11 protein-coding genes are annotated in these 12,872 nt (G+C 41.9%); 5 read left to right on the plus strand and 6 right to left on the minus strand.

All coding sequences use genetic code 11. The annotated features are described in order from the left end of the window. Nucleotides 1-317 precede the first annotated feature (317 nt). Together ACEYW6_RS16370 and ACEYW6_RS16375 are read left to right on the plus strand one after the other, a co-directional pair. On the plus strand, nucleotides 318-488 hold the full coding sequence (locus tag ACEYW6_RS16370) for a hypothetical protein (protein WP_412980537.1): 171 nt from the start codon (nucleotides 318-320) through the stop codon (nucleotides 486-488). 37 nt (nucleotides 489-525) lie between these two features. After that, the gene (locus tag ACEYW6_RS16375; protein ID WP_190897170.1) at nucleotides 526-843 is read left to right on the plus strand and encodes a HetP family heterocyst commitment protein; all 318 of its coding nucleotides are present in this window, start codon (nucleotides 526-528) and stop codon (nucleotides 841-843) included. Nucleotides 844-1,246: 403 nt separating this feature from the next. On the opposite strand, the gene ACEYW6_RS16380 is transcribed toward ACEYW6_RS16375, so the two are convergent. From ACEYW6_RS16380 to ACEYW6_RS16390, 3 genes are all read right to left on the minus strand, one after another. Beyond that, a complete protein-coding gene (locus tag ACEYW6_RS16380) occupies nucleotides 1,247-1,630 on the minus strand; it encodes a beta-lactamase hydrolase domain-containing protein (RefSeq protein WP_412980591.1) in 384 nt (127 codons plus the stop codon). Between the two features lie 115 nt (nucleotides 1,631-1,745). Beyond that, on the minus strand, nucleotides 1,746-3,179 hold the full coding sequence (locus ACEYW6_RS16385; protein WP_412980538.1) for an ATP-binding protein: 1,434 nt from the start codon (nucleotides 3,177-3,179) through the stop codon (nucleotides 1,746-1,748). 8 nt (nucleotides 3,180-3,187) lie between these two features. After that, nucleotides 3,188-3,556 carry a response regulator transcription factor gene (locus ACEYW6_RS16390; protein WP_196513358.1) on the minus strand — a complete coding sequence of 123 codons (369 nt, stop codon included), beginning with the start codon at nucleotides 3,554-3,556 and terminating at the stop codon, nucleotides 3,188-3,190. Here ACEYW6_RS16390 and ACEYW6_RS16395 point away from each other — a divergent pair. Next, the gene (locus tag ACEYW6_RS16395) at nucleotides 3,548-3,709 is read left to right on the plus strand and encodes a hypothetical protein (protein ID WP_412980539.1); all 162 of its coding nucleotides are present in this window, start codon (nucleotides 3,548-3,550) and stop codon (nucleotides 3,707-3,709) included. The two genes, ACEYW6_RS16390 and ACEYW6_RS16395, sit on opposite strands and share 9 nt — an antisense overlap. 52 nt (nucleotides 3,710-3,761) lie before the next feature. Here the strand turns inward: ACEYW6_RS16395 and ACEYW6_RS16400 are convergent, their stop codons facing one another. Next, nucleotides 3,762-8,045, minus strand: a complete 4,284-nt coding sequence (locus ACEYW6_RS16400) for a PAS domain S-box protein (protein ID WP_412980540.1) — start codon at nucleotides 8,043-8,045, stop codon at nucleotides 3,762-3,764. An 878-nt stretch (nucleotides 8,046-8,923) separates the two neighbouring features. Between ACEYW6_RS16400 and ACEYW6_RS16405 the strand changes: the two genes are divergently transcribed. After that, entirely contained in the window at nucleotides 8,924-9,175 is a 252-nt protein-coding gene (locus tag ACEYW6_RS16405; protein WP_412980541.1) for a hypothetical protein, read from the plus strand. A gap of 550 nt (nucleotides 9,176-9,725) precedes the next feature. On the opposite strand, the gene ACEYW6_RS16410 is transcribed toward ACEYW6_RS16405, so the two are convergent. Continuing rightward, a complete protein-coding gene (locus tag ACEYW6_RS16410; protein WP_190895342.1) occupies nucleotides 9,726-9,947 on the minus strand; it encodes a DUF4327 family protein in 222 nt (73 codons plus the stop codon). A gap of 305 nt (nucleotides 9,948-10,252) precedes the next feature. Between ACEYW6_RS16410 and ACEYW6_RS16415 the strand changes: the two genes are divergently transcribed. Beyond that, nucleotides 10,253-11,485, plus strand: coding sequence for a cysteine desulfurase-like protein (locus tag ACEYW6_RS16415; protein WP_412980542.1), 1,233 nt, complete (start codon nucleotides 10,253-10,255; stop codon nucleotides 11,483-11,485). On the opposite strand, the gene glp is transcribed toward ACEYW6_RS16415, so the two are convergent. Continuing rightward, the gene (gene glp / locus ACEYW6_RS16420) at nucleotides 11,482-12,747 is read right to left on the minus strand and encodes a gephyrin-like molybdotransferase Glp (RefSeq protein ID WP_412980592.1); all 1,266 of its coding nucleotides are present in this window, start codon (nucleotides 12,745-12,747) and stop codon (nucleotides 11,482-11,484) included. The genes ACEYW6_RS16415 and glp overlap by 4 nt on opposite strands. Between the last annotated feature and the right edge of the window lie 125 nt (nucleotides 12,748-12,872).

Raw genomic sequence — 12,872 nt, forward strand, 5'->3', positions numbered from 1 at the left:
CTTCAAATCTATGGGATGAGAGAGATCAGGAAGTTGGGGGAGTGCGAGAACCTAATGCCCAATTTAAACAAAAAACTGCCAATTTGGCTGGAGTAGTGGCAAAGAGAGATTATTCTATGTATATAAGTTAGTTCTTAATCAGGCATAAAACACTATTCCCGGTCAAGCAGTACAGTGAAATGTGCGCGATCGCCAGTAGAACATCACCCTATAAATAAATTAAATCCAGCAAGTTTTAGCATAATCAAACCAAATGTAAGCAGATTAAAGGTTGATAAGCTGTTACGCATTTAATTTGTATATTTACCTAATGACTGATGACTGTTAACCGTCAACAGTTAACAGTTAACGACCATCAAGAGTGTTTATATACTTTAGACGCGCATCAGCTTAAAACAGTCACTGCCAAAATTATCATCTGTCGTCGTTGTATTGCAGATATACTGTTCAACCCAATTCAGGAAACAGAATATTGTGGGATAAACTGATACACCTCGATTTAGATAAGTTACATCAGGGTTAGCTATGAACTACCAAATTTCTTCTTCTCAGAAAAATTTTCAAAAAGCCATTAGTCCAGAACAATTAGACCAAGTTATGGAAGCCATTTCCGATGGTCGATATTCCTGGGCTTGTGTACTGATTTTACGTTTTGTTGGTTACAATCCACTGCATTTCATTCCCCAACGGACTTACAGTCGTTTAATCAAAGACAATAACCATCTTCCAAACTCGCCTGCATCTACAACCAATCAGAACCAAGTAAATACTAAATCCTCTGTGACTAGCTCTAGTGGTCAAGCATCTTCTCAAGTTTTAAATATGCTGAAAAATTTAAATTAATAATTTAATTTAAAAAACATGACATGAGTGCCTAATGCACCATGTTATACCATTTCACAAAAATCCTGATACATATAGATTTCTCGTAGGGGCATGGCATTGCCATGCCCTTACCAGCGTATTTGTATCATTATTAAAGTGAAATGGTATAATACCATTTCACAAAATCTTGAATATAAATTAGATTCCCGTGGGGCGCTAAAACTCCTTTAAAACCTCGTTTCCAGCCTCTTGCTGGAAATGCAACTTAAAAGCGGCTCTGCCGCCAGCAAGAGAGGCGGCAGCCTCAACGACGGGCATTCCCAGTCTCCAACTGGGAACGAGGTAAGAGAAAATGTTTAAAAGCTTTTTCTAGGCTGGCTTTCACCTTAAGTTGACACCAATGCACAGATGTGATTTCCTACTATATTAAGCCTAAGGTAATAACTTTTTGCAGCGCTTTTTCAAATGTTATGCCCTGTTTGATGGCGATATACAACAATACTATTGCGGCTGAACGAATTGAATTATCACAATGTATCAGAGTGGGTTTGGGTAATTCAGTGATGGTCTGATATATCTGGAGCATACCTTCATGATTTATGTCTTCAGTTTTAGTTGGCACGTTAAGGTAGTACAACCCCAAAAACTCAGTTTTCTCCTGTTCATTAGCCAGCAAGTCTATTTCGTCGGGCAAACGTAGGTTTAATATAGACTTATAACCCTCATTAGCTATTTGTTCTAGCTGGTCTAGTGTAATTTGTCCAGCGATCGCTAACTCATCATTAATCTTCCTAACAGTATTCATCAGCTGGATTAACCCCATTTTGCCGATTTTGCCCACATTCTAAATTTAGGCAAATAATTTGAGGAACTTGTGAGGAAATCATCGAATTAAAAGCGATTAGGAAATGGGGCATGGTTCATGGGTCATTTGCGATCGCTTTTAGCGGTAGGCAAATCGTAAAAGTTGCACCCTGACTAGCGACGCTGTTGGCTGTGATGCTGCCTTTATGGGCTTCTACAATGCGCTTGGCGATCGCTAACCCTAGGCCGTTACTACTGCCTTTACGGGAGGGGTCTGTTGTATAAAACTGCTCAAAAATTCGGGGCAAATCACCCTCACTAATACCTGTTCCCTGGTCTTGAATTTTCACAACTGCTTGCTTACTCTCGCTGTACCCAGAAATAAAGACTAAAGAATTGGGTACTGAATGTTTGATAGCGTTGTCTAGCACATTTAAAATAGCTTGTAATAGCCGCTCTGGATCGCCTTCTAGTTGTAGGTCAATCACGTTTAGGCGCACAGATACGCCAATGGCTTGCATTCGAGGTTCCATCGCGCTGACAGCACGGTTAATCAGACCGCGCAGTGAGAATGTCTGCTGTTCGAGTTGAGTAACTCCTGCTTCCAAGCGTCCGAGATCCAGCAGGTCATGAACCAGTCGTGCTAGGCGTTTGATTTCGTTCTCAATAGTTTGAAAAAAGCGATCGCGCAATTGCGGTTCTTCGTATGCGCCACTTCTGAGTGCATCTATCGTTACCTGAACATTGCTGATCGGTGTGCGGAGTTCGTGGGAGACATTTGCTAAAAAAGCCCGGCGTTCTTGATCTAGCGAAGCCAACCGTTCACTCATTCGGTTTAACTCTGCGGCCAACTGATCTAACTCATTGTTTTCATGGATAATCAGCTTGTCACCAAAATGACCACTACCTAAGCGAATCGCAAAGTTCCGCATAGTTTCAATTGGTTTTGACAGACTCCGAGCAAAGCGAGTACTGATTAGCGCACATAGCAAGATTGTCAGCGCCAGCGTTCCCAAAACACTCCAAATCACCCTAGCGAACTGACGCTGAAGCTGATCTAAAGTGATGGACATTCGCAGCACACCCAAAAACTGACCGTTACGCACAATTGGTCTAGCGATGTAGAGGCGATCTTCAGTTGATAAAATTCCTTTTGCGACCCCTTGTCCCGGACGATTTTGCAGAGCTTCCCATACTCCGGGAACTTTGTACCAGTCTTTAACCTGTTTGTCTCGCTTTGGGTCAGAAGTTGCTAAGAGACGACCTTGTTGATTAAAAATACGAAGTGTGACAGTTTGTGGTGCCCCATACCGCCGCACCAATAATTCTACGCGTTGCAGATTATTTGCCTCTAAAGCATCTGCTGCACTTTCGCTCAAAGCAGCTGTCCAGTTATCCAAATCCATTTGCCGCGATCGCATAAAGTAGGCATGGAATGACCACAGGATATAGCCTGCCATCAAGGAGGTTCCCAAGGTGATCAGTATCAGGTAAGTCGCTAGCAATTTAGCATGAATGGAATTTAATTTGATGCGAGGCAACCAGCCCATCTTTAATACTAATCCCCAGAACGACGGCGCAACACTGCTTTTATCCGTGCCAGTAGTTCACGGGTATTGAATGGCTTGGTGACATAATCATCTGCTCCTGCTTCCAAGCCCCAAATTTTATCAATATCTTGATCTTTTGCTGTCAGCATGACTATGGGAACATCCGAAAAAGCCCGAATTCGCCAACAGATTTCCATACCGCCAACCTCCGGCAGCATGAGGTCGAGCAAAATTACATCCGGTACTTCCTTGTGGAACTGTTTGATCGCACTATGCCCATCTGCTGCTGTTGTCACTGTATAGCCTTCTTTTTGCAGCGTGTAAGTTAGGCTTTCGCGTAGAGGTGCTTCATCATCTACTAGTAATATATGCGGCATTTTACATTAGTATATAGTCCAGCATTAAGTCCTAATTTTACCTTGTCAATGATCCGGTTTTCTGCCATCCATCTCAGGAGACAAAGATTGGCAGGCAAGGCAGCAGAAGGCAGGGTAAAACGTGACAAAATTACCTCATTGCGATCGCAATGAAAAGCAATCTCAAGCATTGATTTTAGAGTATTCCGAATGAGGTGTAGCGCTACTAGCCTCTGAATAGGTGGTGTAAACTTTTCAATAATTCTCTGGCCGTATAAGGTTTTGATAAAACTGCTTGCACATTAGCATCAGCAGCTTGAGCAAAGACTTCCATTGAGTTAAGTCCGCTACAGGCAATAATTTGAACCTGCTTGTTCATTCTTTGCAAGGTGCGAATAGCAGTGATTCCGTCCATCTCTGGCATCATTATATCCATCACTACGGCATTGATTTGATGCTTGTGTTGGGCATATAGTGCGATCGCCTCTATGCCATTACTGGCAACTAGTATTCGATAGTTATGGTTTTCCAGGATGATTGTGGCAATCTCCCGAATTTGGGCTTCATCATCTACAACTAAAATCAATTCTCCCTCTCCTGGGAGCAGATCCTTGTCTTCTATTTTGAATGCTTGAGTTGCTTCCACTGCTGGTAAAAACAGGTCAAATTTGCTGCCTCTACCAACATTACTAGACACTTTGATAAAACCATCGTGGCTTCTAATGATGCCAAGCACTGTTGAAAGACCGAGGCCTGAATTTGTACTTACCTCTTTTGTAGTAAAAAACGGCTCAAAAATTCTATCTAATATTTCTGGTGGTATGCCAATTCCGTTATCGGCAACCGTGATCATAATATAATGCCCAACTTTAGCATCGAGGTTCATTCTGGTATAAGCTTCATCAATAAACTTATTTTCCGCAGAAATTGTGATATTGCCACCATCTGGTAAAGCATCGCGGGCATTTAATACCAGATTCATCAGCACTTGATGCAGTTGTGTGGTGTCCCCAATGACAGCCCAAATGTCTTCTGAAATCACTGTGGAAAATTCAATCGATTTGGGAAATGTCTCTTTAGCAATTTGGATAATTTCTGAAATCAGGTACTCGACTTGGATAATTGTCTGCTCTCCTTTGAATCCTCGCGCAAAGGACAAGACTTGCTTCACTAAAGCTGCTCCGCGTTTGGCATTGGTTTCTACAAGTGCCAGCAGTTGTCCAGAACGCTCCTCGTTTTGGAAAAAATTTCCCTGTACCAATTGAGCCGCTGCCAAAATTGGTGTCAATATATTATTCAAATCGTGGGCAATACCACTTGCAAGGGTACCAAGGCTTTCCAATCGCTGGGTGCGAAAAAACTGCTCTTCGAGTTGTTTCTTTTCGGTGATATCAGTGTCAACAGTCAGGATAGATTTGGGTTCTCCCGCAGAATTACGCATCAATGTCCAGCGACTTTCCACAATAATTTTCTTACCAGATTTCGTAACTTGACATAACTCACCTTGCCACGAGCCACTCTCAATTACGTTTTTTAGCGGTTCTTCTATTTGGTGCTGAGTTCCTTCTGGGTAAAAAATCTCGTGGAGGTTTTTTCCGATCACCTCTGAAGAAAGCCAACCGTATATCCGCTCTGCACCTTTATTCCAGAATAAAATTTGAGACTGGAAATCTCGAACTAATATGGCATCGGTGGCAATATCAAGGAGAGCGGCTTGTTCCAAGATTTTTTGTTCTGCCAGCTTGCGCTCAGTGACATCCCTATTTGTGCCGATCATCCGAATCGGCTGACCGATTTCGTTATAGTAGACCTGACCTTTGCAGTTTAACCAGTGTAGGCTGCCGTCGGGCCAGACAACTCGATATTCTGTAGATCCCTTTCCTTCTTCAATCATCCGAGCTACACTCGCAGCCACAGATTCCCGGTCTTCTGGATGGATTAAATTGAAATAGTCTTCAACGGTTGGACACAAGGTGTTGTTCGGCAGACCATAAAGTGGCCCCATATTGGCAGACCAAATACAAGTATTGGTAATCAGGTTCCGATCCCATATGCCCATTTGGGCTGCTTCGGTAGCTAAACTCAATCGCGCTTCACTTTCTTGCAGTAATTCTTCGGCCAGTTTGCGTTCGGTGATATCTTCGGCGATGCCACCATAGTACTGAACTTTTCCTTGGCCATCATACATAGCAAAGCCCCGATCCCAGATCCAGCGCATCGATCCATCAGGTCGCAAAATTCGATATTCTAGTGAAATGGACTCATCAATAAACTTTTGCTTTGCTGCAATGGTTAAGCGATCGCGATCATCTGGATGAATGCTCTCTATCCAGGACTCAGGGTGCTCCAATAGACTTTGGCAAGAGCGACCCCAAATTTTTTCATAAGCAGGATTAACGTACAAGGTTAGGAATGAATCTAGGTTGGCAATCCAGATAACTGCGTGGGTGTTTTCGGCATAATTGCGAAATTTCTCTTCACTTTGGCGCAGTGCCTCTTCTGCCAGTTTGCGCTCGGTGATATCTTCGGCAATGCAACCATAGTAGTCAACTTCTCCTTGGTCACCATAGACAGCAAAGCCCCGATTCCAAATCCAGCGCATCGATCCATCAGGTCGCAAAATCCGATATTCTACTGAACTAGATTTAGTACTAAGTAGTTGCTCTACTGATTTGGTGGCGCGATCGCGATCGTCTGGATGAATTGCATCTAGCCAAGAGTCTGGCTGGTCGTAAAGACTTTGGCAAGAGCGGCCCCAAATCTTCTCATAAGCAGGACTAATGTACAAGGGATGGAATGAATCTGGGCTAGCAATACTGATGATGACCTGGGTGTTTTCGGCAAAACTGCGAAATTTGTTCTCACTTTGGCGCAGTGCTGTTTCTGCAAGTTGGCGTTCGTGCAGCGCTGCTTTCTGTTCGGTAATGTCTCTGCCTACGCCTTGTATTTCAACAACCTCTCCTTTGTCATCATGAATTGCGATCGCATTCCATTGAAACCAGCGGATACCGTTGGCTGTCAATGCACGTCGCTCACAATTAATCAAGGGATGCAATGAAGATTCTAAAATTGTCATATCTTCCATCGCTTCAGGTAAGTCATCTGGATAAATAAACGGGAAAAATGACTGACCACAAAACTCATCTTGTTTCCAGCCGAAGGTTTGACAAGCGGCTACGTTGGCAAAGGTAATCTGTCCTTGCAAATCAATGCGGAGAATTATGTCAGTTTGGCTTTCAACGAGTTGGCGATAGAGGTTTTCGCTCTGCCGTAATGCAACTTCTACACGTTGGCGTTCCCTTTGGGCAGCTTCGCTAACGGTAATTTCTTGTTGCAACAGGACGTTGGACATAACAAGTTCTGCTGTCCGTTCCGCCACTTGTTGTTCTAATTCCTCATTAACTTGGCGCAGTAACTCCTTTGCCTGTTGGCGTTCGCTAATATCGCAGAGTAACCAGCGCCAGCCAACTTGCTTACCCTCTGAATCGTACATGGCAGCGGCTCTAATGCTAGCCGGAAAATTTCTACCTCCTCGTGGCTTTAGGTAAACTTCCCACTCCTGTACCTGCTGCCAATTATTCAACCGGGTGGTAAAAGTCTGACGGTCTTGGGGAGCAATAAATAAAATTAATGGTTTGTTTACCAAATATTTTTGGCGGACAGCTAGCAAGGTTGCTGCTGCTCGGTTAGCCTCTTGGATAACCCCTGCTGTATCAGTGACCAAGTAACCATCTGGAGCGAACTCAAATAAATCCTGGTAACGCTGGCGCTCCAATTCTACTAGCTCACGGGCAACGGCCAACTCTTCGTTTTGTTCGCGCAGTTCTTCTTCCACAACCTGGAGTTCTTCGAGGGCTACCTGAAGTTCATGATTAACTTGCATGATCTCAGCCGATTGCGCCTCAACCCATAGTTTTAAGTTGTTTTGAGTTTGAGAGCGGACTTGCTCTATCTCAATTGGCTGATTAACTCGTCGGAATTCATCTGGGGATTTTTGTAAATATTGCTGTAAGCCTTCAATGACCCCAACCATTTTTATCAGGTCAAAGGCTTGTAGCAAGCTAGTCTCAGTGATGATTCCTAGCAATTGCCCGCGATCGTCCAAAACGGGCAAATAGTGAGTCTGATGCTGACGCAATAACGATAAGGCGATGAAAATATCATTAGAATCTGATTGTCTAAGGGTAACTACTGGCTGCGTCATCACTTCAGCCATTGTTACTGTGGATAAGTCTACTCCCGAAGCTAGAAGCTTAACTACATCTTTCTCTGTAAAAATACCTAATATTTTTGCTCCTTCCAGAACCAAGATGCAACCAGTTAAAGGTTTACTTGCAGAGCTTAAACCTAATGTCGAATTTAAATTTTTAGATGAATAATTACTACATCTTTCCTGACTCATCAAGCCAATAGCTTCAACTACAAAACTATCAGAGTTAATCGTTAAGGGAGAACGATTAATAACATGATTTAAGCTAGGTACGTTAATCAGATGATCGTTGAATCGCATAGTGAATTCGTCAATTCTAATGATCTCTTTGATATCAGGAGGAACTAGCAGAAGCTAGAGTAAGTAAATTGTTAAAAATCAGGAATTATTATGCTGTAATTGATAATAAATCAACTATCAATCAATTAAATTGATAAGTTTATCCTATAAATTTTACAAGACCTTATACAGGGAACACAATGCAAGTTATGAACTAAACCAGGAAGTAGATAGAATTTTAGAGCCGACAAACTCATTCTATTGTCAAATTAGAGATAGCAGATCATCTATCTCAAGAGATTACCTTAATTGATGGTCTTGGTAGTCTTGTTAGTGTGAAATCTTTGAAATGAATTGTTGAGTGGAAATATTAAACCCTTGTTGCCAAATGTCGCCATAAAGGTTGTGTTTCGGCTGTTTTGATAAACCTCCAGCAAGACTTTCAATAAACAAGGCAGCAGGTGAGCTACTCAAATAGACGGTTTCAGGGCATAAAGCAGCCAGTCGGCTAGTGTTAAGCGGTAGTGACGTAGGAGTATCACCCGAAGTCCAGAAGGTCACGAGGAAGAGGATTTGACTTGTTTATTGTATTTATAGGAGATGGCACGCCATAAGTAAGGCTGCTCTTAAGTCACACATTTCATATTTATAGTTATACGAATTTATACGAAGATAATTTGAGGATCTTGTGAAGAGATAGCTAAATAACCCTGAGGTCATTACTTAAGAAATATGTATAAATCATACGTAATTATTAAGTGTTTTGAATTTCCTCACAAGTTCCTCATTTTTTTACACTATAGTCAAAATATAGACACCTAGTTTTAAATACTTACGGGCTGGTCAACTGCCTATCCTGATTTGCAATAACACTTTTATCAACACGATTTGAGAAGAATATGAATTACTGTCCTTGCTGTTCAAGTATACTTTTAGAACATATACGCGGTGCAGAGAGTTACTGGTTTTGTCGCCACTGCTGGCAAGAAATGCCTGTTTATAATCTGAACGACTCCAGTTCATTCACCGAAGCTATCGTAGGAAAACTACCTAGAAAAGCTGAAAAACAAGAACGTAAAAGTACTACTGTTTACGCAGGACAATTGCAATCTATTACTGAATGGATAGGGGTACAAGAATTGTCTGCCTAATACCAAATCACTGAAATTTGTTTAGTATAATTTTTTCTTGATTCCAGCAATTAATTGTCGTAAAATTCCAGGCTGTGGCTCATCCATGAGGTATTACCTGACACAGCTAGAAAGATAAAACAGAAAGATAAAACGGGGAATTTGTCTCGTTCCCAGTCGGAGACTGGGAATGCCTACTAGGGGTGCTACCGCCTCCGTTACTGGCAAACAGCAGGTAGCAGCCCAATGAGATGCATTTCCAAGCTCTGGCTGGAAACGAGTTTTTAAAGGAGTTTTGGGTTAAGTTGACACCAATAGACCGCAGTGGCTCGCCTTAAAAAGAGCGACTTTGAGAAGTTTTTGCTTTTTAAGACGGGTTGGGGAGATTAAAACCTTGTGGAGCAGTTCTAGAAGACTTTTGTGTACACCGTAGCTGAGATTTATTGCTTACTTTAATAATCCTTGCTTATAACCCCCGACTTAATTCGAGGGTTTTTAATACTGAAAAATGAATTTGTAATTTTGTTTTTATGGGGATGCTGCTAATAAAGTTGAGCTTCTAGATACAGTCTCAATCGTCTTCCCAAGATTCATGATTCAGTAGATCGATAATTCTATCTCTGAGTAGAAATTCGTTTTTTTCTAACTCAAGTTCAAAATTAACCCAATCCCGGTGAGGAATATATTTACAAAGGGTATAAATTGGCTGCTGACGGTTAATAAGTCCCCTTTTAACAAGTTGAAGTGCTTCTTCCTTGATAACTTCGATGTCGTATTTAACCGTAGTGTTCATAGCTAGTTCCTTTATTTTCAATCAAGGAATTAAAAATCAAAACAAAGTTGCTTTGACTGTATCTTAAACTTATCAAATAAAACTGACGAGAATTGTGAAGAATCAAGACATTAACCCTTGCTGGAAGTTAGATATATCAGTAAGATACTCTTTGGGTTCCCAAGTATACTCCTCTAGAGAGATTTTTGCAGAGCAAGAAGGCTAGCACAACAAGCTGTAAACACCAAAAGATGATGTAGATGCTCTCTGGGCGACTTGCCAAAAGGTAGGCTAGGGTAAAGAACATTCTCTAGAAAACTTATACTATGCTCCTGAATCTTGATAAAGTTCGGCAATATTTTCCCGCCCTAGCTGGTGAATGGACTTTTTTTGATAATGCCGGCGGGTCACAAACCCTGAAGAAAGTAGTAGATAGAATTAGCGAATTCCTCCTAAGTTCTGATGTCCAGTTGGGAGCTTCTTATGCGGTTTCTCAACTTGCAGGAGAACGATTAGCTCTAGCAACTCAGGGAATGGCTACTTTCATTAATGCCAATTCTTCTAAAGAAGTGGTCATGGGGCCATCTACTACAATGATGTTGAAAGTTCTCTCAATTTGTCTGGGTCAAACCTTCACACCTGGGGATGAGATTATTGTTACTAATTGTGACCATGAGTCCAATATTGGTGCTTGGGTCGCTCTTGAAAAACAAGGAATGAAGGTTAAAGTGTGGCAAGTTCGACCCGATACCTTGGAACTTCATTTAGCAGATTTAGAACCATTGATGAGTCAGCGGACAAAATTAGTAGCCTTGACTCATGCTTCTAATGTTCTGGGAACTATCAACCCGATCAAAGAAATTGCTGCATTTGTACACGATCGCAACGCGATGATTTGTGTGGATGGTGTAGCTTATGCACCCCACAGATTAGTTGATGTCCAAGATTTGGATGTTGATTTCTATACTTTGAGTTGTTATAAAGTCTATGGCCCACATCATGCCTTACTTTATGGCAAAGAAGAACATTTATTAAGATTACCTGGTCTTAATCATTATTTTATTGAGCAGACAGATATACCTTATAAATTTCAGTTAGGAAATGTCAATTTTGAATTAAGTTACGGAATGTTGGGTTTATGTGATTATTTAAGTCAATTAGCACAACTGCACTACGGCGATCAAACTGCAACTGATTTGAGAAATCAAATGATGCAGGCGTTTGATTTAATTAGCATACATGAAGAAAAAATTAGCGATCGCCTCCTAAATTACCTCAATAGCAAGTCTAATGTGCGAGTGATTGGTCAATCAAAGGCTGATCGTCAATACCGTGTGCCAACTATATCTTTTGTGGTAGATGGAATGCATAGTTCAACCATTCCGGCAAAAATTGACCAACATTATATTGGGATTCGCTACGGTGACTTTTATGCTAAACGGCTGATTGAATACCTGGGGTTAGCATCCCAAGGTGGAATAGTCCGGGTGAGTATGGTGCATTACAACACCCTTGAGGAAGTTAACAGCTTGATTGAAGCTTTTGAGCAAGTATTTTAACCGTTACTAAGCTGCAAAACTTGCACCTCTTCTTGTGGGTAAATTAATGTTTTACCCACCGGGAGAACAGCTAAAGCATTGGTTTGAGCTAAATTAATTAAATTGCCAGAACTATGACTACCACCAGCTTTGTGAAATTCGTAAACTCCATCAATTAAATGCAATTTACCCCAAAGGTAAGTTTCACGCTTGCCATCGGATCGCAATTCATCATGCGATCGCACTTTCAAAAACACTGGTTCCCAACCTTCAGTAATTCCCGAAAGTTTCTTGATTGCTGGTAGCACAAACCGCCAAAATGTCACCAACACAGCCGCAGGGTTTCCTGGTAAACCAAAGTAGAGTGGGGAGTTTGTAGAGACGCGATTAATCGCGTCTGTACTGGGGAAAGTGGCGACGGTGAGGGGTTTCCCTGGTCTCATCTGTACAGCCCGAATGTGGATTTTTGCTCCTAGTGACTCTAAAATTTTGTCAACATAGTCATAATCTCCTACTGAGACACCACCAGAAGAGAGAACTATATCAGCGATCGCAACGGCGTGGGTAATAACTTTCTCCAGAGCAACTGGATCATCTTTGACAATACTTAAAATTAACGGTTCTGCCCCACTTTGTCTCACCAAAGCTGCCAGCGCATACTGATTAGAATCCACAATTTGCCCTGGTTGCAACGGTTGATCAACTGTCACCAACTCATCACCAGTGGAAAAAATTGCCACACGCGGACGGCGATAAACACTTAATTTTGGAGACTGTGCTGCTGCCAATACGGCAATTTCTGGGGCATTTAACTTGATTCCTGCTGATAGTAGTTGTGTTCCAGCTTGATAAAAAGATGCTTTGTGTCTGACAAATTCTTGCGGTTTTGGTGTATCCAGGATAAATACGCGGTTTTCCTCCCGACGTGTCTTTTCTTGGATGACTATAGTATCTGCACCTGCTGGAATCACCGCACCTGTAAAAATCCTTGCTGCTTGCCCTGCTTGAATCGTAGACTTGGGCTGATACCCAGCCGGAATATCTTCAACAATTTCTAAAACGGTGGGATTTTCGGGGTTAGAGTGCTGCACATCTTGATAGCGAACTGCGTAGCCATCCATTGCCGAATTATCCCAATGGGGAAAATCTAGCGGACTAGTGACAGGTGTTGCCAAAATGCGACTATCGGCTGTCAATAAATCTACAACTTCTGTATCCCGTTGATGATCCAACGGCTGCACCAAATTTAAAATAATTGCTTGTGCATCGTTGACTGATAGCATAGCGATCGCCTCCGACTTTTTACCTGTATCCCTGTAAAGTAACACTGACCAATTTTAGATTTTGGATTTTGGATTGAATTTCTCTGGACTGCAAGTTATTCGTAGCTCCCAAACCTGCCTCAGAA

The organism is Nostoc sp. UIC 10607 (genome assembly GCF_047228265.1).
Lineage (GTDB): Bacteria > Cyanobacteriota > Cyanobacteriia > Cyanobacteriales > Nostocaceae > Nostoc > Nostoc foliaceum_A.